Annotated in this window: 19 protein-coding genes and 1 tRNA gene; 2 read left to right on the top strand and 18 right to left on the bottom strand. The window is 68.9% G+C overall.

The window, feature by feature from the left end:
* Positions 1–9: 9 nt before the first annotated feature.
* The 4 genes from ASE58_RS08020 to ASE58_RS08005 form a co-directional block, all read right to left on the bottom strand.
* On the bottom strand, positions 10–1,002 hold the full coding sequence (locus tag ASE58_RS08020; protein WP_055819754.1) for a cysteine synthase A: 993 nt from the start codon (positions 1,000–1,002) through the stop codon (positions 10–12).
* Positions 1,003–1,114: 112 nt separating this feature from the next.
* Entirely contained in the window at positions 1,115–1,906 is a 792-nt protein-coding gene (locus tag ASE58_RS08015) for a LysR family transcriptional regulator (RefSeq protein WP_055755626.1), read from the bottom strand.
* Positions 1,903–2,301, bottom strand: a complete 399-nt coding sequence (gene apaG, locus ASE58_RS08010) for a Co2+/Mg2+ efflux protein ApaG (protein WP_055819751.1) — start codon at positions 2,299–2,301, stop codon at positions 1,903–1,905. Before apaG ends, ASE58_RS08015 begins: the two co-directional genes overlap by 4 nt.
* Complete coding sequence (locus tag ASE58_RS08005) at positions 2,298–3,506, bottom strand: trans-sulfuration enzyme family protein (protein ID WP_055819748.1); 1,209 nt, start codon at positions 3,504–3,506, stop codon at positions 2,298–2,300. The genes apaG and ASE58_RS08005 overlap by 4 nt, the downstream gene beginning before the upstream one ends.
* Before the next feature lie 88 nt (positions 3,507–3,594).
* Here ASE58_RS08005 and recJ point away from each other — a divergent pair, with 88 nt between their 5' ends.
* Both recJ and ASE58_RS07995 read left to right on the top strand, forming a co-directional pair.
* Positions 3,595–5,358 (top strand): single-stranded-DNA-specific exonuclease RecJ, encoded by a 1,764-nt coding sequence (gene recJ / locus ASE58_RS08000; protein ID WP_055819746.1) that lies wholly within the window; start codon positions 3,595–3,597, stop codon positions 5,356–5,358.
* A 69-nt stretch (positions 5,359–5,427) separates the two neighbouring features.
* Positions 5,428–5,502: transfer RNA gene (locus tag ASE58_RS07995), tRNA-Glu, on the top strand.
* Between the two features lie 208 nt (positions 5,503–5,710).
* Here the strand turns inward: ASE58_RS07995 and ASE58_RS07990 are convergent.
* The 14 genes from ASE58_RS07990 to ASE58_RS07920 form a co-directional block, all read right to left on the bottom strand.
* Positions 5,711–6,256, bottom strand: coding sequence for a cytochrome b (locus tag ASE58_RS07990; protein ID WP_055819743.1), 546 nt, complete (start codon positions 6,254–6,256; stop codon positions 5,711–5,713).
* Between the two features lie 42 nt (positions 6,257–6,298).
* Positions 6,299–7,429: a serine hydrolase domain-containing protein gene (locus ASE58_RS17510; RefSeq protein ID WP_082467815.1), complete on the bottom strand. Its 1,131-nt coding sequence runs from the start codon at positions 7,427–7,429 to the stop codon at positions 6,299–6,301.
* Positions 7,430–7,528: 99 nt separating this feature from the next.
* A complete protein-coding gene (locus tag ASE58_RS07975) occupies positions 7,529–8,083 on the bottom strand; it encodes a rhodanese family protein (RefSeq protein WP_055820972.1) in 555 nt (184 codons plus the stop codon).
* A 5-nt stretch (positions 8,084–8,088) separates the two neighbouring features.
* Positions 8,089–8,403, bottom strand: coding sequence for an ArsR/SmtB family transcription factor (locus ASE58_RS07970; protein WP_055819738.1), 315 nt, complete (start codon positions 8,401–8,403; stop codon positions 8,089–8,091).
* 86 nt (positions 8,404–8,489) lie between these two features.
* Positions 8,490–9,881 carry a coniferyl aldehyde dehydrogenase gene (locus ASE58_RS07965; RefSeq protein WP_055819735.1) on the bottom strand — a complete coding sequence of 464 codons (1,392 nt, stop codon included), beginning with the start codon at positions 9,879–9,881 and terminating at the stop codon, positions 8,490–8,492.
* Between the two features lie 136 nt (positions 9,882–10,017).
* Positions 10,018–13,230, bottom strand: coding sequence for an efflux RND transporter permease subunit (locus ASE58_RS07960; RefSeq protein ID WP_055819733.1), 3,213 nt, complete (start codon positions 13,228–13,230; stop codon positions 10,018–10,020).
* A 3-nt stretch (positions 13,231–13,233) separates the two neighbouring features.
* Complete coding sequence (locus tag ASE58_RS07955) at positions 13,234–14,379, bottom strand: efflux RND transporter periplasmic adaptor subunit (RefSeq protein WP_055819730.1); 1,146 nt, start codon at positions 14,377–14,379, stop codon at positions 13,234–13,236.
* On the bottom strand, positions 14,379–15,650 hold the full coding sequence (locus ASE58_RS07950) for a TolC family protein (RefSeq protein WP_055819727.1): 1,272 nt from the start codon (positions 15,648–15,650) through the stop codon (positions 14,379–14,381). Before ASE58_RS07950 ends, ASE58_RS07955 begins: the two co-directional genes overlap by 1 nt.
* 55 nt (positions 15,651–15,705) lie before the next feature.
* Positions 15,706–16,035, bottom strand: coding sequence for a hypothetical protein (locus ASE58_RS07945; protein ID WP_055819725.1), 330 nt, complete (start codon positions 16,033–16,035; stop codon positions 15,706–15,708).
* Positions 16,036–16,096: 61 nt separating this feature from the next.
* The gene (locus ASE58_RS07940; RefSeq protein WP_055820969.1) at positions 16,097–17,158 is read right to left on the bottom strand and encodes a LacI family DNA-binding transcriptional regulator; all 1,062 of its coding nucleotides are present in this window, start codon (positions 17,156–17,158) and stop codon (positions 16,097–16,099) included.
* Complete coding sequence (locus tag ASE58_RS07935; protein WP_055819723.1) at positions 17,158–18,639, bottom strand: tryptophan halogenase family protein; 1,482 nt, start codon at positions 18,637–18,639, stop codon at positions 17,158–17,160. Before ASE58_RS07935 ends, ASE58_RS07940 begins: the two co-directional genes overlap by 1 nt.
* The gene (locus tag ASE58_RS07930) at positions 18,636–19,643 is read right to left on the bottom strand and encodes a cupin-like domain-containing protein (RefSeq protein WP_055819720.1); all 1,008 of its coding nucleotides are present in this window, start codon (positions 19,641–19,643) and stop codon (positions 18,636–18,638) included. The genes ASE58_RS07935 and ASE58_RS07930 overlap by 4 nt, the downstream gene beginning before the upstream one ends.
* Positions 19,636–20,343 (bottom strand): SapC family protein, encoded by a 708-nt coding sequence (locus ASE58_RS07925; RefSeq protein ID WP_055819717.1) that lies wholly within the window; start codon positions 20,341–20,343, stop codon positions 19,636–19,638. The genes ASE58_RS07930 and ASE58_RS07925 overlap by 8 nt, the downstream gene beginning before the upstream one ends.
* Positions 20,336–21,871 (bottom strand): tryptophan halogenase family protein, encoded by a 1,536-nt coding sequence (locus tag ASE58_RS07920; protein WP_055819714.1) that lies wholly within the window; start codon positions 21,869–21,871, stop codon positions 20,336–20,338. Before ASE58_RS07920 ends, ASE58_RS07925 begins: the two co-directional genes overlap by 8 nt.
* Between the last annotated feature and the right edge of the window lie 29 nt (positions 21,872–21,900).

The following is a 21,900-nucleotide window of genomic DNA, read 5'->3' as shown; positions in this document are numbered from 1 at the left end:
GGCGCGGTGTTACGCCGAAGTCGCCGCGCTGTCGACCGCCAACCTCTTGGACGCCAGCCATTCGGGATTGTACAGCGTGGACAGATAGCGAAAGCCGGTATCGCACAGGATCGTCGCCACCCGGCTGCCCGGCCCCAATTGCCGCGCCAGCAGCACCGCCCCCGCGACATTGATCCCCGACGACAGGCCGAGGCACAGCCCCTCCTCCGCCAGCAGCCGGCGGACCCAGACCATGCCCTCCTCATCCGACACCCTGAACTGGGTATCGATCGGCGCGCCGTCGAGGTTCGCGGTGATCCGCCCCTGCCCGATCCCCTCGGCGACCGACGATCCTTCGGAGCGCAACTCGCCGTGCGCATAATAATCGTACAGCGCCGCGCCGTGCGGATCGGTCAGCGCAATGGTGACCGATTCGTCCTTCTCCTTCAGCCCCAGCCCGACGCCGGCCAGCGTACCGCCGGTCCCCGCCGCGCAGGTGAAGCCATCGATCCGCCCGTCCATCTGTTCCCAGATTTCGGCAGCGGTCCCGACGATATGCGCGCGGCGATTGGCGATATTGTCGAACTGGTTCGCCCAGATCGCGTTCGGCGTTTCCTCGGCGATACGCCTGCTGGTGTGCACGAAATGGCCGGGATTCGAATAGGGCGCGGCCGGCACCAGTACCAGTTCGGCGCCCAGCGCGCGCAGCGTGTCCATCTTCTCGCGGCTCTGCGTCTCGGGCATCACGATGATCGTGCGATAGCCCTTGGCATTGGCGACCAGCGCAAGGCCGATGCCGGTATTGCCCGCCGTCCCCTCGACGATCGTCCCGCCCGGCTGGATGAGGCCCCGCGCCTCCGCGTCCTCGACGATCGACAGCGCGGCGCGATCCTTCACGCTCGCGCCAGGATTGGCGAATTCGCACTTGGCGAAAATCTCCGCCCCCGCCGCTTCGCTCGGCCCCTTCAGCCGGACGAGCGGAGTGTTGCCGATCAGGGCGAGCGTATCGAGAGCAGTATGCATGGCTTCCAGATGGCGCGGACGGCGCAACACGGCAAGGCGGCGGCGCGGTAGAATGGGTTGAGGGCAGGCAATAGTGGCTTTGAGGGGTAGCTTGGGGGGGGTGGCCTGGGCGCTACCCCGCCAGTACGTCGACCAGCGCCTTCACCTTCGCCTGCCGCCACTGTGGCAACGGCGCGACCAGCCAATAGCCGAGCCGCCCGGACTTCGGCTCACCAGTCACCGCGACGCGCCCGGCGGCGATGTCATCGCGGGCGAGCAGTTCGGGCACGGTCGCCCGCCCCAACCCCGCCGCCGCCGCATCGATCGCGAGACCGGCATCGGCGACGCGGACCAGCGCGGTCGCATCCTCGGGGTTGCAGCCGGGCCAGCCGATGCGGGTATCCGCCCCGCCGCCGACGCGCTCGACGGTGACCATGCCGTCCGATTCGAGCGCCTCGCCCTCATGCGCGCCCGGCCCCTCGCCCCAGCGGATCGCGAGGTCGAGATTGGCTTCGGTGAAGTCGAGCGCATCGTCCGCCGCGACCAGCGCAAAGCGCAGTTCGGGATCGGCGGCGGCAATGCGCGACAGGCGCGGGAGCAGCCATTTTTGCGTGACGTCGCGCGGCGCGGCAATGGTCAGCGACTTGGACGATTGCCCCGCCTGCATCGCGCGCACCGCTTCCTCGAATTGCAGGAAACCGCCGCGCAGCGCAGCCAACCCGGCCTCACCCTCCGGCGTCAGTTCGAGGCCACGGGTCGTGCGGCGGAACAGGACGACGCCCAGCGTATCCTCCAGCGCGCGGACCTGCTGGCCGACGGCGGCCGGGGTCACCGCCAGTTCGTCGGCGGCGCGGGTGAACGACAGGTGGCGTGCAGCGGCGTCCAGCACGCGCAGCCCGTTCAGCGGAAGGTGCGTCCGCTTCATGCGCCGACCGCCGGTGCCAGCAGCCCGAAGCGCGGGATGGCGACGTCGAACGTGTCCCCGTCATCGGCCAGCATGTGATAGCTCCCCTGCATCGCCCCGCTGGAGGTCGACAGCGGACAGCCCGACACATAATCGAAGCTGCCGCCTGGTTCGATCACGGGCAATTCGCCGATCACGCCCTCGCCCTCCACGCTATGCCGTTCGCCCCGCCCGTCGGTGATGATCCAATGGCGGGTGAGCAGCTGCACCGTCCGCTCCGAATCATTCTCGATCCGGATGTGATAGGCCCAGAACCAGCGCCCCTGCGCCGGCTGCGACTGTTCGGGCAGATAGGTCGCCGATACCCGCACCACGATACCGCCGGTCGTCGCCTCGTGCGGGAACAGCGCCTTCATAGGGCGACCGCCCGCAATGCCTGATCCAGATCGGCGATCAGGTCTTCGGGGTCCTCGAGGCCGACATTGATGCGGATCATGCCCTCGGAAATACCCATCTCGATCCGCTTTTCCTCGGCCACGCCCGAATGGGTGGTGGAGGCGGGATGCGTCATCAGCGAGCGCGAATCGCCGATGTTGTTCGAGATATCGATCAGCTGCAGCGCATCGAGCAGACCGTGCGCCTGTTGCCGCCCGCCATCGAGTTCGAACGAGAAGATCGGCCCGGCCATCTTCATCTGACGCATGCACAAGTCGTGCTGCGGATGGCTCGGCAGGCCGGGCGCGTTGATCTTCGGCACGCGCTTTTCCAGGAAGCTCGCGACCTTCAGCGCGTTTTCCGACTGGCGCATGACCCGCAGGTCGAGCGTCTCCAGCCCCTTGAGCACCACCCACGCGTTGAACGCGCTGAGCGTCGGCCCGGTGTTGCGGGTGAAGGGCAGCAGCACGTCGTCGATGAACGCTTTCGTCCCACAGACGGCACCGGCGAGGACGCGGCCCTGCCCTTCCATCAGCTTGGTCGCGCTATAGGCCACCACGTCCGCACCGAATTCCATCGGGCGTTGCAGCGCGGGACTGGCAAAGGCGTTGTCGACCACGGTCACGATCCCGCGCTCGCGCGCCGCCGCGCAGATCGCGGTCAGGTCGGCGACGTCCATCGTCGGATTGGCCGGCGTTTCGAAGAACCAGACTTTCGTATTCGGGCGGCTGGCATCGATGAACGCCTGCGGATCGCGCGCATCGACCACATCGGTTTCAATGCCGAACTTCGGCAGCAACGTGTCGGTCAGCCAGCGGCACGACCCGAACGCGGCACGCCCGCCGACCAGATGGTCGCCCGCCGACAGCTGGCTGAGCAAGGCCGCGGTCATCGCCGCCATGCCGGTTGCCATGGTGCGGCAGCTCTCCGCCCCTTCGAGCAGGGCGATGCGCTCCTCCAGCATCTCAACCGTCGGGTTCTGCAGCCGCGAATAGGTCATGCCGACCTGTTCGCCGGCGAACCGCGCGGCGGCATCGCCGGCACAGTCATAGGCATAGCCCGAGGTGAGGAACAACGCCTCCGACGTCTCGCCATATTCGCTGCGCGCGGTGCCCCCGCGCACGGCCTGCGTTGCGGGACGCCAGGTGGCGGTGATGCTGCGGTCTTGTCCGGTCTTGCGCTTCATGGCGCCGTCTTTGCGCGTTTGGCCCTCAAATTTCCAGAGGAGATGCGCCCCGCTGGACCCACCTGCCCCCACGGGGTACAGCGCGGCGATGCGTTCCGTACTCAATGTGCATCGCTCCATCCTGGGCCAGCCGTGGCGCTGGCGCGGGTTGGAGGGCGATGTGTGCGACGACGGGTTCGTCGCCGACGATCTCGTCACCCGTATCCTGCTGGCCCGTGGCTGCCCGCGCGAAGGCCTTGCCGCGCACAAGGCACCCAGCATCCGCGAATTCATGCCCGATCCGTCGATCTTCCGCGACATGGACCGCGCCGCAGATCGGCTCGCCGATGCGGTGATGGCGCAGGAGCCGGTTGCGATCTTCGGCGATTACGACGTCGATGGCGCGACGTCGGCCGCGCTGCTGGTGCGCTTGCTGCGCGACCTGGGCCTTGCCGCCCGCCCCTATATCCCCGACCGGCAGCGTGAGGGATATGGCCCCAACGCGCCGGCAATGCTGCGGCTGGCAGGCGAAGGCGCGACGCTGATCGTCACGGTCGACTGCGGCGCGCAGGCGTTCGAGGCACTGGCCGCCACCCGCGACGCCGGGGTCGATGTGCTGGTGGTCGACCATCACCAATGCACCAGCGCGCTTCCCCCCGCGCTCGCCATCGTCAACCCGAACCGGCTGGATGAGGGCGAAGGCGCGGCGCACGGCCATCTGGCGGCGGTCGGGGTCGCGTTCCTGCTGGCGGCGGCGCTGGTGCGGACGCTGCGCGCACGCGGTTTCTTTGCCGGGCGTCCCGAACCGAAGCTGCTCGACCTCCTCGACCTCGTGGCGCTCGGCACCGTCGCCGACGTGGCGCAGTTGCGCGGGCTGAACCGGGCGTTCGTGGCGCAGGGGCTGAAGGTCATGGCGCGGCGACAGAATATCGGGATCGCCGCGCTGATCGAGGCATCGCGCCTGACCCGCGCGCCGACCGCCACCGACCTCGGTTTTGCATTGGGGCCACGCATCAATGCCGGCGGGCGGGTCGGCAAGTCCGATCTCGGCGTTCGCCTGCTGACGACGCAGGACCCGGAGGAAGCGCGCACCCTTGCGGTCGAACTCGATCGGCTGAACGAGGACCGCCGGTTGATCGAAGGCGATGTGCAGGCATCGGCCGACCTGTCGGCCCGCGCGCAGGAATCGCGCGGTTGCGTGGTGGTGTCCGGACGCGGCTGGCATCCGGGCGTCATCGGCATCGTTGCCGGGCGGCTGAAGGAAAAGCTCGGCCGCCCGGTGCTGGTGATCGCCATCGACGACCATGGCATGGGCAAGGGTTCGGGCCGGTCGATCCCCGGCGTCGACATGGGTGCGGCGATCCTTGCGGCGAAGGAACTCGGGCTGGTCAGCGCGGGCGGCGGCCATGCGGCGGCGGCGGGCGTGACCGTGGCGGAGGACGCGATCCCCGCGCTCGCCGACTTCCTGCACCAGCGCATGGCCGAACCGGTCGAGCGCGCCCGCGAGGACCGCGCGCTACTGGTCGATGCGGTGCTCGCCCCCGGCGGGGTCAGCCCGCTGCTGATCGAGGCGCTGGAGGCCGGCGGCCCCTATGGCATGGGCTGGCCCGCCCCGCGCGTGGCGGCGGGGCCGGTGCGGATTGTGAAGGCGGATGTGGTCGGCAACGGCCATGTCCGCGCGATCCTGACCGGCGACGATGGCCGCCGGTTCAAGGGCGTGGCCTTTCGCCAGGCCGAAACCGATCTGGGCATGGCGCTGCTGGGCGCACCGCCGCACCGCAAGCTGTGGCTGGCAGGCCGCGCAAAGCTCGACGATTGGGGCAGCCGCCCGGCCGCCGAACTGCATATCGACGACATGGCGTGGGCGGATTGAACAAAAAATCTGAAATAGCTGTTGACCGATCGCCGACCCTCTTCTAACAGCCCGTCCACGCCACCAGATGGCCCCTTCGTCTAGCGGTTAGGACGCGGCCCTTTCACGGCTGAAACACGGGTTCGATTCCCGTAGGGGTCACCACTCCAGCGACACGTCGCGGAGTTTGACGGTAGATGGCGGCAATCAAAGCCTTGTAAAATCGTCTGGCATCGGCTGGTGCGACGCGTGCCCGGACGACGACCTGCTCGCCGAGATGGATCATCGAGGCGTGGCGGTCGAACGATACCGCCGTGCGCCCGTATAGTGGTTTCTTCGGCTGCCAGTTCGGTATCGACCGCCGCCTGCGTCGTCAGAGCATCCGCGGCAGCACATCGGTGTCACGGCCGCGATCGAGGAAGCGATGTTTGACCACGCCCGCGACGTGCAGCGCCACCAGTGCCAGCAGCGTATAGGCCAGCACCGCGTGCGCCTGTGCGAACAGCGCGAAGGCATGATCGTTCTTGGGCAGCAGTTCGGGCAGTTCGAGGCCGAAGAACGGCACGCCATCGCTCTGCGTGAACGAGCTGGACATGGCATAGCCCATCAGCGGCACGACGACGACCAGCGTCAGCATCGCATATTGGACGATGCCGGACAGGCGATTTTCCCACCGCGCCAGCCCGGCCGGATGCGGCGGCACGGTCGATCGACGGCGCACGGTCAGCGCAATGCCGCCGATCAGGAAGGCGAGGACACCGAATTCCTTGTGGACGGGATACAGCCAGATGAACTTTGCGGCCACATCGTCGGACAGCGACGTCATCGTCCAGCCCAGCGCGATCAGTCCGAGGATCAGGGCGGCGCGTGTCCAGTGGAGCAGACGCATCGGCAGGGAATAGCGGTCGGGGCGGGTCATCACGGCATTCTCTCGGGTCGGATATCTGCGCATCGGCGACGGTCATTTCAGCCAGCTGAAGGCATCGAATTCGCGTGTGAAGACGGCGCGCGCTGCACGCTCATACACCCGGCGCCCGGCATCGCCGTTGGTGAGGACCACGACCGCCACGCCCGATGCCAGGTCCTTGACGAACAGGTTCGCCACCCCGTCATTCGCGCCCCAGTGCCAGGCGAAACGCCGCCCGCCACCGCTTTCCAATCCCCAGCCCAGACCCCAGTCGAGCGTTCCCTGCACGCGAACGGCCTTGGTCGACAGCGCCGGGTAACGCTTCGCGAACGCCAGGAACCGCGCATAGTCGCTGGCGGTGGTCCACAGCCCGGCGGCCATGTTGGGCGTCATGAACACGGGCATCGCCGGCTTGCCGAGCGCGATGGCCGCCTTCTCCCGCTCGGCCAGCGTCCACCGGTCGACCGGCTTTGCCGGGCCGGCATCGCGCCGAATCGCATAGGCCGCAGGCCCCTGGCCGGTGAGGACGCCGCCGCCGCCATCATGCGCCCAAGCAACCGGCGGCGTGGCACCCCGCGCCCAGCCGTAAGTGCTCCGGGCCATGCCCGCCGGTCGCAGGACGCGCGCCTCGACCTGCTGCGCGGCGGTCTGGCCCGACACGGCCTCGACCAACCGACCGAGCAGCACGAAACCCTCTCCGGAATAGCGGAACCGGGTTCCGGGCGCGAACGCGCTGATCAACGGCTCGCCCGCTTCGTCGCGCCAGTTGGGCAGGCCGCTGGCATGGGAAAGCAGGTGGCGCGGCGTGATCGTCCGCGTCGCGGCATCGGTGGTGAAGGCGACATGCTCCGCGACGGGCCGGTCGAGGTCGATCAGTCCCTCCCCCGCCATGTCGAGGATCGCGACCGCGAGAACGACCTTGGACAGCGATGCCGCTTCGAACAGGGTATCGGGCATCGCCCGCGCCGACCCCGCCTTTGCATAGCCCACCGCACCGGAGGCGATCGCGCCGGCACCGTCCAACATGGCCCAGCTCACGCCCGGAACGGACACCAAATCCATCCATGCTGGCAGGTCGGCAAAGGTGCCGGAGGTCGTAGCGGTTGCGGCATCGGCCGCCACCGCCATGGCGAGCGTCCCGAGGCACGGGGCAGCGAGCATCGTCCGCCGGGACACCAGATCCATTCATCAACTCCTGTCAGCGACCTGCCCGATGACATACAGGTTCGGCGCGGACAGGCCAGTCGGGACCACCAGCGTAATCCGCGACGACGAGCAGCGGTTCTACCGCGGATCGAAGCTGGATCGTGGCGCTGTCGATGCGGCCACCGCGCGCCGGTTCCACGGCATGACCTGGAGCAACCGGGCCATGCCGCACCAGCCGGTTACGCCAGCGAACATCAGCCCGGACCCGACGAACGCCGACAGCGCGAAGAAACCGGGCGCGACGAACAGGCCGAGGAGGACGCCCGACAGCACCAGCGCACCGGCAGTGATCTGCACCTGCCGCATGATCTCCAGCGGTTGCGAACGGTCGGCGATGGTCGGCAGCCCGGCACGCCGCCAGCCATCGATGCCGCCACCTAGCAGGAACGCCGGGGCGCCGCCGGCCGCGGTGACCAATTGCGCGGCATTGGCCGTCGTGCGCATCCCCGTGCGGCAGTGGAAGACGACCGGTCGGCCATCACGCGGCAGGTCGGCGATGCGATCGAGCGGCAGGCTGATCGCGCCGGGAATACGCTCGCGGGCATGTTCGTCGGCACCACGAATGTCGATCAGGCGCGCACCGCGATCAATCGCGAGGCGGGCATCGGCGGGGGAAAGCGGCGTCGCGGTCACGGGCATCAATCCTTGCAATAGAGCTGGTAAAGGGTGGCGAGCAGCGTCTCGACCCGCGGATCGGCGATCCGGTACCACAGCGTCTGGCTCTCCCGCCGAAAGGCGATGAGCCCCTCGTCCCGCATCTTGGCGAGATGTTGCGAGCAGGCGGATTGCGACAGGCCGACATCACGCCCGAGGTCGCCGACCGTCATCTCCCCATGTTCGACCAGCTTGCACAGCAGCATCAGTCGCCGGCTATTGCCGATCGCCTTCAGCGTATCGGCGACCGCCCCAGCCTTTTTCTCGAACGTCGCGATGTCCATCGGCGGCCTGAGCATGATCGCACTTCCTTAAGGATATGCTTATGTAGCATCTTCTAATATGGAAGCAACGCCTTGGCGAGACCGCTGATACGCCAAAGGCGTCACAGGCGACGCAGCAGCCCCATCAGCCGTTCGAAACTCGTGCCATAGGGTGGCCTGAACAGCGCGGTTCCGGCGATGCGCGATTGATGGAAGATCGGCTTCAGGTGGCTGAAGGTGCGGAATCCCCATTCGCCGTGATAGGCGCCGATCCCGCTGGCGCCGACGCCACCAAAGGGCTGCTCCTCCTGCACCAGATGCCACAGGCAGTCGTTGATCGTGACGCCGCCGGCATGGGTTTCGCGCAGGATACGGTCGCGTCGCACGGCGTCGCTGCCGAACCAGTAGAGCGCCAGCGGACGATCCCCCGCCGTGACATGGGCGATGGCGGCGTCGATGCCGTCATATTCGACGATCGGCAGGACGGGACCGAAAATCTCCTCCTGCATCGCCTGCATGGCGCGCGTCGCGCCCAGCAGCAGGGTCGGTGGAAACTTCGGCCCTGCATCCGCCCCTTCGCCAATGGTCACGACCTCCGCGCCAAGGGCACGCGCATCCTCGACCATCGCGGTGAGGCGGTCGCGGTGCCGGGGGGAGATGATCGCGCTGTAGTCGGGCGTTTCCGGCATTTCCGGGTAGAGCCGCCGCACCGCCGCGACGATCGCGTGCACGACCTCCTGCCCCCGCCCGCGCGGCACCAACAGGTAGTCCGGCGCGACACAGGTCTGCCCGGCGTTCAGCAGCTTGGCGAACGCGATCCGGCCCGCCGCCTGCACAATGTCGGCGCTGTCGTCGATGATCGCGGGCGACTTGCCGCCCAGTTCGAGCGTGACCGGCGTCAGATTGGCGGCGGCGGCCTTCGCCACCTCGCGCCCGATGGTGGTGGAGCCGGTGAAGAACAGGTGATCGAACGGCAGCGAGGTGAACGCGCGTCCGACCTCCGCCCCGCCCGTCACCACGTCCACCTCGGCCGGATCGAAATAGCGCGCGACCAGCCGTTCGAGCAGCGCGGAGAAATGCGGGGTCAGTTCGGACGGCTTCAGCATCACCCGATTGCCCGCCGCCAACGCGGCGACGCAGGGGCCGAGTGCAAGCTGGAACGGATAATTCCACGGCGAGACGATGCCGACCACGCCCAACGGCTGCGGCATTAGCCGGTTATACGCCGGGCGGAATTGCAGCGCGGTCGGGACGGCGCGTGTCCGGGTCCAGCGTTTGAGGTGCGATCGGGCATGACGGATCGCACCCGACACGACGAACAATTCGGCCAGCCGGGTTTCGTGCGCCGAACGACCGCCGAAGTCCTGGTCGATCGCCGCGACGATCGCATCCTCATGCTCGCGAGTCAGCGCATCGAGCCGGTCGAGCCGCGATCGCCGTTCCGCGAGGACTGGCCACGGTTCGGTCCCGAACGCGGCGCGCTGCCCGGCCAGGCGTGCGGTCAGGTCCGTCATGGCGTCTCCTCACGGGGCTTGGCCGGCGCGTCGGGGATGACGCGCCGGCCGGATTGGTGGCAAGGATAACGCGAGCGTTTCCGCTAACGATCCGCGCAACCTGCGCGCCGCTGTGACGCGCCCCCGTCGTGGGGAATTACGCCACGACCGCCGCCCCAGCGCCCTCCCCCTCCTCCTGCGCCCGCGTCCGGCCGAAGCGGGCGTAGAGCGTCGGCAGCACGAACAGGGTGAGGAGCGTTGCCGAGACGAGACCGCCGATGACGACGGTGGCCAGCGGCTTCTGCACCTCCGCCCCCGCGCCATGGCCGAGCGCCATCGGCACGAACCCCAGGCTGGCGACCAGCGCCGTCATCGCGACCGGCCGCAACCGCTGCATCGCGCCGATCCGCGCGGCATCGGCCCGCGACATGCCGGTGCGCAGCAGGTCCTGGATCGAGCTGAGCATCACGAGGCCGTTGAGCACCGCGATCCCCGACAGCGCGACGAACCCGACCGCCGCCGATATCGAGAAGTCCATCCCCCGCGCAAACAGCAGCAGGATGCCGCCGACCAGCGCGAACGGCACGCCGGTGAACACGATCGCCGCATCGCGCAGATTGCCGAGTGCACCATAGAGCAGCAGCAGGATGAGGACGAAGCAGGCCGGCACGACGAGCTTCAACCGTTCGCTGGCGGAGGCGAGGTTTTCGAACTGGCCGCCCCACTGCAGATAGCTGCCGGCCGGCAGGCGGACCTCGTTCGCGATCGTCGCCTGCGCATCCGCCACGACCGATCCGACGTCGCGTCCCCGCACATTGGCCTGCACAACGACGCGCCGCTTGCCGTTTTCGCGGCTGATCTGGTTCGGGCCATCGACGATGCGCAAGGTCGCGACGCTGGCCAGCGGCACGAACGCCCCGCCCGCCACCTGCACCTGCACCTGCGCCAGCCGGTTCAGATCGGCGCGGTCGGTGTCGGACAGGCGGATGACGACCGGGAAGCGCCGGTCGCCTTCGAAGATCATGCCGGCCGTGCGCCCGCCGATCGTGGCGGTCACCGTGTCCTGCACATCCTGCGCGGTGACGCCCAGCCGCGCCATCGCATCGCGATTTATCCGGATGTCCAGCATCGGCAGGCCGGCGGTCTGTTCGACCTTCACGTCGACCGCCCCCGCCGTCCGGCGCAGCACCCCGGCGATCTGGTCGGCGGTGCGGTTCATGGTGGCGAAGTCGTCGCCGAATACCTTGACCGCGATATCACCGCGCACGCCCGCGATCAGTTCGTTGAAGCGCATCTGGATCGGCTGCGTGATTTCATAGGCGTTGCCGGGGATGCGGGCGAGCTGCGTCTCCAGCCGTTCGACCAGCGCGTCCTTGGTCAGACCGGGGTCGGGCCACTGGTCGCGCGGTTTCAGGATGACGAACATATCGGTGGCATTGGGCGGCATCGGATCGGATGCCAGTTCGGCGGTGCCGGTCTTGGAAAAGACGAAGCGCACCTCGGGCTGCTTCGCCATCAGCCGCTCGATCGGTACCTGCATCGCCTGGCTCTGCTGCACCGACGTCGCGGGGATGCGGAGCGCCTGGATCAGCAGGTCGCCTTCGTCGAGCTGCGGCAGGAACACCTGCCCCAGCGTCGAGAATGCCAGTGCGCCGACCAGCAGGCTGGCGACGCCTGCACCGATGGTGATCGTCGGGCGGCGCATCGCCCGCGCGAGGCCGGGTTCGTAGCGCCGCTTCAGCCACGCGACGATCCGGCCATCCTGTTCCTCCACCCGCTTCGTCAGCAGGCACGCGATCATCGCCGGAACGAAGGTGATCGACAGGATGAAGGCAAAGGCGAGCGCGATGATGACGGTCAGCGCCATCGGCACGAACGTCTTGCCCTCGACCCCGGTCAGCGTGAGCAGCGGGATATAGACGAGGACGATGATCGCCTGTCCATAGACCGACGGGCGGATCATCTCCCGCGCCGCCGCCGCGACCGTCTCCAGCCGCTCGGGCACGGACAACAGCCGCCCGGCTTGATGCTGACGCTCGGCCAGCCGGCGCAGCGCGTTTTCGACGATGATGACCGCTCCGTCGACGATCAGCCCGAAATCGAGCGCGCCCAGGCTCATCAGGTTGGCCGACACGCCGAGGCGCAACATGCCGAAGCCGGTCAGCATCATCGTGACCGGGATGACCAGCGCCGCGATCAGCGCCGCCCGGAAATTGCCGAGCAGCAGAAACAGCACGACGACGACCAGCAGCGCGCCCTCGCTCAAATTACGGGCAACCGTCGCGATGGTGGCGTTGACCAGCGCGGTGCGGTCCAGCACCGGCTGCACCACCACGTCGGGCGGCAGCGAGGCGTTGATCGCCTGCAACCGGTCGGCGACGGCGGTCGCGACCGTGCGGCTGTTCTCACCGATCCGCATGACGGCGGTGCCGACCACGACCTCGGTCCCGTTTTCCGATGCCGATCCCATGCGCACCGCCTGCCCGGCGCGCACGGTTGCGACCTGATCCAGCGTGATCGGCACGCCCTCGCGAGTCGCCACCACACTTTGCGCCAGTTCGCTGGCGTTGCGGATCAGCGCATCCGACCGCACGGCCAGCCCCTCGCCGTTACGGCTGACGAAGCCGCCGCCGACGCTGGAGTTGCTGCGTTCGAGCGCGGTCGCGAGGTCGTTGAGCGTGAGGCCCAGCGCCGCCAGCCGCTGTACGTCGGGCACCACCAGATATTGCTTGGTATAGCCACCGATCGAATCGATCCCGGCGACGCCCGGCACGGTCTTGAGCAGCGGGGTGACGATCCAGTCCTGCGCGGTGCGCAGATAGGTCGCCTTGTCCTCTTCGCTGGTCAGCCGTTCGCCTTCGGGGGTGATGTAGCTGCCATCGGGCTGCTGCCCCGGCTCGCCCGGACGGTGACGGTCGTCGGCGCGGTGTTGCAGGCGGACAGTGTACATGTACACCTCGCCCAGGCCGGTCGAGATCGGCCCCATTTCCGGCGTGACCCCACCGGGCAGCGCCTCCGCCACGCCCTGCAACCGTTCACCGACCTGCGCCCGCGCGAAATAGATGTCGGTCGCATCGGAGAAGACCGCCGTCACCTGCGCAAAGCCGTTGCGGCTGAGCGAACGGGTATGGTCGAGGCCGGGGATCCCGGCGAGCGCGGTTTCGATCGGGAAGCTGACCTGCTTCTCGACCAGTTCGGGCGACAGCGCGGGCGCGCGGACGTTGATCTGCACCTGGTTGTTGGTGATGTCGGGAACGGCGTCGATCGGCAGGCGATAGAGCGACCAGGCACCGATGACGGCGGCGATGGCGGTGAGGAGCAGGACGAGCCAGCGCTTCTCGACCGCCCAGGTGACGATGGGTGCGATCATGGCTCAGTCCTCATGCTCCGCTTCGCCCTTGCCGAGCTCCGCCTTCAGGGTGAAGCTGCCGGTGGTGGCGATCCGTTCGGTGCCGGTCAGGCCGGATTTGAGGACGATGGTGTCGCCCGCCGCATCGCCAAGCGTCACCGGCGTCGCGCGGAACCCGCCCGCCGTCCGCACGAACACGACGTCGCGCCCGTCGATCGTCTGGACCGCCGTGGTCGGCACGCGTACCTTGCCGTCGCCTTCGCCGCCGGACAGCTGGACCGCCGCCATCACCGCTTCGCCGACGCGCCACGTGCCCGCCCGATTGTCGAGCGTGGCGATGACAGGGACCAGCCGGGTCTGCGGGTCGAGCGCGGGCGACACGAAGCCGATCCGTGCCGTCGAACGCCGGCCGGCGGCAGTGACCGCCACGACATTGCCCGGCCGCACCCGCCCCGCATCCTCAGGCCGCAGGTTCAGCGACAACGACACCCGCCCCAGATCGGCCACCCGGTACAGCTCCGTATCCGCCGCGACCGTCTGGCCCAGCGTCACCGGCCGCGCGATGACCCGCCCCGACAGCGGCGCGACGATGGCGAGGCGGTTGAGCGCACCGCCGCCGCCGCCCGCCGCCGACACCTGGCTCTGCGCCTGCGTCAGCGCGATGCGGGCTTCGGTTGCGGCGGTGCGCGCGGCGATCAGGTCCTGTTCGGGCGAAACGCGCTGGGCGAACAGCCGCTGTTCGCGCGCGAGCGTCGCCTGGGCCAGTTGCAACCGCGCCCTCGCCGCCGCGACATCGCCCTTCAGCTGCGCGGCCTCACGACTTTCGAGGATGGCCAGCGTCTGGCCGCGCGCCACCGCTTCGCCGAGGTTGCGATTGAGCGCGACGATCCGGCCCGAAATCGCGGCGGAGACGACCTGCGTCGCCTGTGGATCGCCCTCGATCGTGGCGGGCAGGTCGACGGTCGCGGCACCGCCGACGATCGGGCGACCGATCTGGATGCCCGCCGCCGCGATCTGGTCCGCCGACAGCGTGACGGAGCCGTCGTCGGCATGGCCGGCCTCGGCATGCTGGTCGTTGGCCGGGGGTTGGGCGGCGGGTTCGCCGCTGTCGCCGCAACCGGTCAACAGGGCCGCGAGCGCGACGGCGCCCGCAAGAGAGAAGGAGCGCATCAGAAATTGGTCCCGGTGATGGGCACGGGGGCGGTCAGCCGCTCCAGCCGTGCGCGTGCAATATGATAGCTGGCGAGCGCGTCGATCGCCGCCAGCCGCGTATCGGCCAGCGTCCGTTCGGCATCGAGCAGGTCGAGCTGGCCGAACTTCCCCTCGCGGTATCCGATGCGGGCGATCCGCGCCGCTTCCTGCGCGGCGGACAGCGCCGGTCCCGATGCCGCCCGTGCCAGCGTCGCGGCATTCGCCACCTCCGCCCGCGCATCGGCGATCGCCTGTTCGACGTCGAGCACGGCCATCCGGCGCACCGCCTCGGCGCGGGTCCGCTCGGCCGCGGCCTGTCCGATCGCCGCCCGCCCGGTATTGAAGACCGGGATCGGCACCGACAGGCTGAAGACGGCGGCCATGTCGTTCGTCGCCTCCAGCCGCCGTACCGCTGGGCCTACATCGAGGTCCGGCACGCGGTTCGCCCGCGCCAGCCGGACGCCCGCGTCGGCAACGGCCAGATCGGCATCGGCGGCGGCAAGCGCGAGCGTACCGTTTGCCTGTACCGGCACCTCCGGCCCGGCCACGGGTGCCGGCACGCGGTCGATCAGGGCCGGGTCGAGGGCGATGTCGATCGCCCGCCCGATCCGCCGCGCGAGATTGCCGCGCACCGTGTCGGCCAGCCGGGCGGTTCGCTCGACCTGCGCCGCCGCCGTAATCCGCACCACATCGGCCCGCTGCTGTTCGAGCGGCGATGCGCGCCCGGCCTGCACCCGGATCGATGCAGCGCGCAGCGCGGCTTCGGCGATGCCCAGCTGGTCGCGCGCCGTCGCCAGCCGCCGGTCGGCAGCGACCGCCTCGACATACAGCTCGCTCACCTGCGCCCGAACGTCGGCGGCCGCGATCGCGGCCTGCAATTCGGCGCGCGACAATTGCGCCGTCGCGACGGCGACCCGTGCGCCACGCTTGCCGCCCAGCTCGATCGGGACCATCACGCCGACGGTCGTCTCCGCGCTGCGCAGTCCGCGAAACGCGCCGGACCCGGCGATATTCTCCACCTGTCCCTGCACGACCGGATTGGGACGCAGCCCGGCGACCTCCCGCCCGGCGCGGGCGGCATCGACCGCCGCATCGGCCGCCTGAAGCGCCGGCGCGGCTCCGCCGGCCGCCGCCACCGCCTGATCGAGCGTCAGCATCCCGCCGGCCGGCGCGGGTGGCGCGCCGGTCTGCGCCTGCGCCACACCGGCACAGGACGCCGCGACCAGCATGGCCGCAAGCAAATCTTTCATTCCGAAACTTCCTGACTGGGTTCAGCGAACCGGCATCAGCCGGCGGCGAAACGGGTCAGGCGCGTGGCGGTCGCGGCAATACGCTGTCGTGCAATCCCGCCAGCAGGGTTGCATCCCAGCGATGGCCGGGGGACAGGTCGGGGGCGTGCGCCTGCACGGCGACGGCCATGGCGGGGGTGCCAAGGTCGTGGGCGTGGCAGCCACTGTGATGATGCGGCAGCGCGTTGTCGCCATCGCCCGGCACTTCGTCGCCATCGCCCGGCTGATGCAGCGACAGTTCGATCCCGGCGGCACTGCCACCGGTCGGTTCGGCCGCGTGCGCCATCGCCGACCAGCCGGCAAGGACCAGCATCAGACAGGCGAGGAAAGGCATCAGCGCGCGCATCGTGCGTACCGATAGCAGCCGCCCCCCGCCCTGTAACCCCCAAGATCGCGCGTCGGCGACGTCAGCGGTTCCGGGAATGCGGCGGCGGGGCGGTGGAGGCGCGGATCGTGAGTTCGGCGGCAACCGACTGCGGCGCGACGGGATGCTCGCCCTGCGCCTGTTCGGCGATGATCCGTTCGACCGCCAGCGCGGCGACGGTGGCGATCGGCTGGGTCACCGCGGTGATCGGCGGCGTCGCGAAACGAACGATCGGCGTGTCGTCGAAGCTGACGATCGACAGGTCGTCCGGCACCGCCAGCCCCAGTTCGCGCGCGCGGTCGAGCGTGGCGATCGCCATCTGGTCGCTGCTGGCGATGATCGCGCTCGGCGGATCGCCGGCGGCCAGCAGAGTGTCGGCGGCATCCCGGCCCGACGCATAGTCGAAATTGCCCGGCGCCAGCAGGTCGTCGGCAAGGCCCGCCTCCGCCATTGCCCCACGCCAGCCGGTGACGCGCCAGCCGCTGAGTTCATAATCGCTCGCCCCGGCGATAAAGCCGATGCGGCGATGGCCCAGCGCGACCAGATGCGCGGTCGCCATCCGCGCGGCATCCTCATCGCCCATGACCAGCGAGAACCCCGGCCCCGGCGTCAGCGACCCGATCCGCGCGATGCTGATCCCCTGCCGTTCCAGCAGGTCGAGGATCACCGGGTCCTGCGAATGCGGCGGGGTCAGGATCACGCCATCGGGCCGGAGCGCACCGATGGCGCCCAGCAATTCGCGTTCGATATGGTCGCTATGCGTGTCGACCAGTTCGAGGATCAGGCGATAGCCATGGCGGCCGCAGGTCAGCATGCCCCCCAGCAGCATCTGATCCACCCAGTCGGTGCCCTCACGGCTCTGCCAGCCGGCGATGGTGCGGTCGCGGTCGTTGAGCGCCAGGATCAGGCGCGATTTCGACCCGCCCATGCGCTGCGCCGCGATCAGCGGGACATAACCCAGCCGACTGATCGACCCGCGCACCCGCTCCGCCATTTCCGGACGGACATTGGGTTCGTTGTTGATGACCCGGCTGACCGTCTGCAACGACACGCCCGCATCGGCCGCGACATGCTTGATCGTCACCGCCTGACGCCGACGCGGCATCAGGGGCGATCCGCCGGGCAATAGCGCGCGACATAGTCGCCATGCGGCGGCATCGTCGCGACGGTATCGGCGACCTGCCGCCGGATCATCGACAGCAACCGGTCGAGTTCGCCGTCGCTGAGCTTCCCCGCGATCGGGTGATGCCCCTCCGGTACGATCCCCTGCCCCATCATCACCTGCACCCAGCTATTCTCGCCGAACAATTCCTCGTTCCGGCGGAATACCCGTCCGCTCTGGCGGAACAAATCGATTTTCTGTTGCAGGCTCTCCGGCACGTCCATCGCGGCACATTGCCGCCAGAACGGGGAATCGCGACGGTCGGTGACCTTGTAGTGCAGGATCAGGAAGTCGCGGATCTGCTCCATGTCCTGCAATTGCTGGTCGTTGAACTCAGCCACGTCAGCGGGCTGCACACCACCTTGCGGGAACAGTCGGATCAGGCGCAGCACAGCGCGCTGGATCAGGTGGATGCTGGTCGATTCCAGCGGCTCCATGAACCCGCCCGACAGGCCGATGGCGACGCAGTTGCGATGCCATTGCCGCCGCCTTGCCCCGGTCGTGAAGCGCAGGAAATTGGGTTCGGTCCTCACCCCTCCCTCGACATTGCCGAGCAGCCGGTCGAGCGCGGCGTCGCGCTCCAGATAGCGGCTGCAATAGACGATGCCGTTGCCGACCCGGTGCTGGAGCGGAATGCGCCATTGCCACCCGGCATCATGCGCCATCGCCCGGGTATAGGGCAGCGGCGGCCCGACGCTCTCCGTCTGCACCGCGATCGCCGCGTCGCACGGCAGCCAGTGGGTCCAGTCGTCATAGCCGGCGTGCAACGCCCCCTCGATCAGCAGCGCGCGAAAGCCGGTGCAGTCGAGGAACAGGTCACCCTCGACCCGGCGATCCCCGTCGAGCAGCAGCGCGGCGATGTTGCCGGTCTCGGCGTTCAGCTCGACACGGGCGATGCGCCCCTCGATCCGCTGCGTGCCGTCGCGCTCGGCCATGGTGCGCAGGAATTGCGCATAACGACCGGAATCGAGCTGATAGGCATAGTTGGTCGCATCGTTCGGCAGATGCGCGAACCTGCCCTGCAACGCCGCGACCAGCTCGGTGCAATAGTCGTCATAGGGCTGGTCATGCCCGCGCGTGCGCCCGTTCAGCCAGTAATGCTGAAACCCTGCAGCCCAGTGATCGCGCCCGGTCGTGCCGAACGAATGGAAATAGCGGCTGTCGGGGGTATGCCAGCCATCGAACAGGATACCGAGTTTGAAGGTCGCGGCGGTGGCGGCCATGAACTCGGCCTCGTTGATGCCGAGCAGCCGGTTGTAGGTGACCAGCGGCGGGATGGTCGATTCCCCCACCCCGACCGTGCCGATCGCTTCGGATTCGACCAACGTCACCTCGACCATATGGCCCATCGTCCGGGCGATGGCGGCGGCGGCCATCCAGCCGGCGGTGCCGCCGCCGGCGACGACGACGCGGGTGACGCTCATTTCGCCAGCTGCCGCAGCAGAAAGTTGCGCAGCCGCCCGGCGCTCTCGGCGGTCAACGGATCGAGCACGCCACGCCCGCCCTCCGGAATATGCGCGGTCACCGCGTCGTCGTTGGTAAAGACATAATGGTCGAACACCGCGCGCCAATGCGCCTTCTGGTCATCGGGCAGGTCGCGAATGGCAAGGATCGCGTGGTGCAGCGCATCCTGCGGCTGGCCCAGCCAGCGCGGCTGATCGCGCCACCAATAGTTGACCAGGATGTTGAACGCCTCCAGCCCCTCGACATGATGCCACCATAGCGAGGGTATGTGGATCGCATCGCCGGGGGCCAGTTCCGCGACTTGGGCATGGGCCAGCGCCTCAGCAAAACGCGGATGGCGCACAAGGTCCGGCGCGCTGAAATCAACCATCGACACCGCGCGACCGGCAGGCGTGTTGTCGAGCGGCCCGAGATGCAGATTGGCGAACTGGTCGGGCGGGAACAACGTAAAGCGCCGCCGCCCCGCCGCCACGCAGGCGAGGTTCGCAGGCAGGTCGTTATGCGCGGCGATGCGGGTGCGCGTGCCGATCCAGATGCTGGCCAGCGGTTCGCGGCTGCCAAGGTCGACGCGGTTCGCCTCGTCCAGCCCGTCGAAGAACCCGCGCATGTCGATCGAGGCGAGGTAGATCGGCCGGGGATCGTCGGCCTGTTCTACCCGCGCCATTTCCCCCAATATGTCGGGCAGTTTCGCGCGGACGGTGGCGAAGTTCATCGCCATCGCATCGTCGTAGAACAGCCGCCCACCACTGCCGGGCTGACCGACCGACACGGTGAAGGGCACATCGCGGTGATGCCGCACCAGATAGTCGCGTGCCGCCTGCGAAGAGTCGCGCGCCGCCTGCACCAGCGGCCAGTCGGACACCAGCCCGCGCACCACGAACGGCGCGGTCGCCTCGCGCATCAGCCGGTCGAGCGTGGCGGCGTCGGGTGCCTCGACCTCGGCGATGGGGGGCAGCTCAGCCATGCCGGTTCTTGCGCGCGATCAGCGCGGGCAGGTTCGCCAGCGACGCGATCGCCATGTAGATCGGCAGCAGATGCCCGTCGGCGTTCAACCGGCCGAGCGTTGCGGCGTCCAGCTCGGCGACCCGCTCCTCGGCAATGCTATGGAACCCGACCAGCCGGTTGGTTGCCCCGCTGTCGAGCGTGACCTCCAGCGTGAAGGGTTCGAGCAGGCCGTAGCGGTCTAGCGCGTCCATGAACGCCGCCGACCCGCGATAGCCGGCGTCCAGCGCCCCCAGCCGTTCGAGGATCTCATCGAGGTACGGCGACGGCCGCCCTTCGCGATCGAAGATCCGCACGCCGTCGTCGGTAGCGATGCGCGGGCTGGCCATGTCGATCACCGCCTTGGGCGTCGTGTCGGCACCCGGCGCGCCGCCGATCAGGAACGGCTGAATATCGATCGACAGCGGCAGATAGGATGCGTCCCACCGGCCATCGGCGAGGAACAGGTTCTCGCCCGCGTCGAACCCGAACAGCGCCAGCGCCACGAAGCCGTCGCGTTCGCGGTTCTGGCGGAACAGGATCGGGTAGCTGCCCTGCACCTGCCGGAACTCGTCGGGCACGATCAGCGCGGTCATCACCCCGTCGCCCAGCGCGACCGAGCGTTCGCGACGGACCCGCAGCTCGCGGTGCGCGGCGACGTTCAGCAGTTGATGGTCAGACATGGGCAATCCCAGCAGGAGGGGTGAGCACGCGCAGATAGGCGCGGTTGGTCGGCAGGCTGGCGGCAAGCGTCCGGCTGCGTTGCCGCACCTGATGCAGCGCGGCGTCGGCACCGGGGGCGGCACGCAGCGGACCGGCGGGCGGCGGAGCGAACCCCATGCCGTACAGCACATATTGGTGGCTGGCCGCCGGGAACACCTCGTCCGCATGGGCGAAGTCAGCGGGCGACGGCGGTTGCGTCCGCCACAGGTCCAGCTGATCCTGCAACGAGGCGGTCCAGCTCGCCGGGTCGCGATGCGCCCGCCAGTACGGCGTGTCGCGATCGCTCAAGACATAATGTAGCTTAAGGAAGTCGACGATCCGATCCCAGCGATAGCGGAACAGCGCATTGAAGCGCTGCGCATGGTGCGCCATCGCGCCCCGCTCCACCGGAAAGCGGTCCAGCAGCGCATCGATTGACAGCTCGATCAGCACGATGGCCGACGCTTCGAGCGGTTCGAGGAAACCGGCAGACAGCCCGATCGCCACGCAATTGCCCTGCCAGAACCGCTCGCGATGCGCCGAGCGGAAGCGCAGCTGGCGGAACGACAGGTGGTCGGGATCGACGCCCGGCGCGGTGCGCGACAAATAGCCACGCAAAGTCGCCGCCGCCGCATCGTCGCTGAGGTGATCGGATGCATAAACGCAACCGATCCCGCGCCGACTGGGCAAGCCGATGTCCCAGAGCCAGCCGGCATCATGCGCGGTCGCGTTGGTCTGCGACGCGATCGGGCTGTCGGGCGCGACCGGTACCTGCACCGCCAGCGCGCGGTCGTTGAACAGGATCGGCGTGCGATCGATCGTGCCCACACCGTAATGCCCGCCGATCAGCAGCGCGGCATGGCCGGTGCAATCGAGGAACAGGTCGCCCGCGATCCGCCCCGACTGCCGCGTAACGACGGCGGCGATATCACCACCCTCCCCCGCCTCGACCGCCGTCACATGATCGCGGACATGGGTCACGCCCAGCCGGTTGCAGGCGGTGTCCCGCAACAGCGTCGCGAACTTGCCCGCGTCGAGGTGATAGCCATAGTTGAGCGCCCCGGCATAGGGCGGCATCGCCGGCTGGCGCGGGGCCAGGTCGTCGGCACAGACCAGCGCCTGGGCACAGACCGCCTCGGCAAAACGCCCCTCGCGCCATCCCCGCAGCAGGTCGGCGGCGGGCAGATCGGCGGGTGCGGTAAAGGGGTGGTAATAAAAATCATCGGGGCCGCCGGTACGCCACCCGTCGAAGCGCGACCCCTGTTTGAACGACGCATCGGCGGCGCGCAGGAAGGTCGCTTCGTCGATGCCGATCCGCGCCAGCGTGCCGCGCATCGTCGGCCACGTCCCCTCGCCCACGCCGATCGTCGCGACGTCGGGGGATTCGACCAGCGTGACCGACAGTGGCGCGTCGGCCTGCCGGTCGGCCGCCGCCGCGATGCGGCATGCCGCCAGCCACCCGGCGGTGCCCCCGCCGACGACCACGATCCGTCTCACCCGCTGCGTCACGCGATACTGGTCCCGTCTTCGGTTACCGG

This window comes from Sphingomonas sp. Leaf9 (genome assembly GCF_001421355.1).
Classification (GTDB): Bacteria; Pseudomonadota; Alphaproteobacteria; order Sphingomonadales; family Sphingomonadaceae; genus Sphingomonas.
This window is presented reverse-complemented; position numbering and strand designations above follow the sequence as displayed.

What these genes read in the sequence shown, in the direction of transcription:
- ASE58_RS08020 (WP_055819754.1), bottom strand. Translation starts at nt 1,002, where the DNA reads ATGCATACTGCTCTCGATACGCTCGCCCTGATCGGCAACACTCCGCTC.
- ASE58_RS08015 (WP_055755626.1), bottom strand. Translation starts at nt 1,906, where the DNA reads ATGAAGCGGACGCACCTTCCGCTGAACGGGCTGCGCGTGCTGGACGCC.
- apaG (WP_055819751.1), bottom strand. Translation starts at nt 2,301, where the DNA reads ATGAAGGCGCTGTTCCCGCACGAGGCGACGACCGGCGGTATCGTGGTG.
- ASE58_RS08005 (WP_055819748.1), bottom strand. Translation starts at nt 3,506, where the DNA reads ATGAAGCGCAAGACCGGACAAGACCGCAGCATCACCGCCACCTGGCGT.
- recJ (WP_055819746.1), top strand. Translation starts at nt 3,595, where the DNA reads ATGCGTTCCGTACTCAATGTGCATCGCTCCATCCTGGGCCAGCCGTGG.
- ASE58_RS07990 (WP_055819743.1), bottom strand. Translation starts at nt 6,256, where the DNA reads ATGACCCGCCCCGACCGCTATTCCCTGCCGATGCGTCTGCTCCACTGG.
- ASE58_RS17510 (WP_082467815.1), bottom strand. Translation starts at nt 7,429, where the DNA reads ATGGATCTGGTGTCCCGGCGGACGATGCTCGCTGCCCCGTGCCTCGGG.
- ASE58_RS07970 (WP_055819738.1), bottom strand. Translation starts at nt 8,403, where the DNA reads ATGCTCAGGCCGCCGATGGACATCGCGACGTTCGAGAAAAAGGCTGGG.
- ASE58_RS07965 (WP_055819735.1), bottom strand. Translation starts at nt 9,881, where the DNA reads ATGACGGACCTGACCGCACGCCTGGCCGGGCAGCGCGCCGCGTTCGGG.
- ASE58_RS07960 (WP_055819733.1), bottom strand. Translation starts at nt 13,230, where the DNA reads ATGATCGCACCCATCGTCACCTGGGCGGTCGAGAAGCGCTGGCTCGTC.
- ASE58_RS07955 (WP_055819730.1), bottom strand. Translation starts at nt 14,379, where the DNA reads ATGCGCTCCTTCTCTCTTGCGGGCGCCGTCGCGCTCGCGGCCCTGTTG.
- ASE58_RS07950 (WP_055819727.1), bottom strand. Translation starts at nt 15,650, where the DNA reads ATGAAAGATTTGCTTGCGGCCATGCTGGTCGCGGCGTCCTGTGCCGGT.
- ASE58_RS07945 (WP_055819725.1), bottom strand. Translation starts at nt 16,035, where the DNA reads ATGCGCGCGCTGATGCCTTTCCTCGCCTGTCTGATGCTGGTCCTTGCC.
- ASE58_RS07940 (WP_055820969.1), bottom strand. Translation starts at nt 17,158, where the DNA reads ATGCCGCGTCGGCGTCAGGCGGTGACGATCAAGCATGTCGCGGCCGAT.
- ASE58_RS07935 (WP_055819723.1), bottom strand. Translation starts at nt 18,639, where the DNA reads ATGAGCGTCACCCGCGTCGTCGTCGCCGGCGGCGGCACCGCCGGCTGG.
- ASE58_RS07930 (WP_055819720.1), bottom strand. Translation starts at nt 19,643, where the DNA reads ATGGCTGAGCTGCCCCCCATCGCCGAGGTCGAGGCACCCGACGCCGCC.
- ASE58_RS07925 (WP_055819717.1), bottom strand. Translation starts at nt 20,343, where the DNA reads ATGTCTGACCATCAACTGCTGAACGTCGCCGCGCACCGCGAGCTGCGG.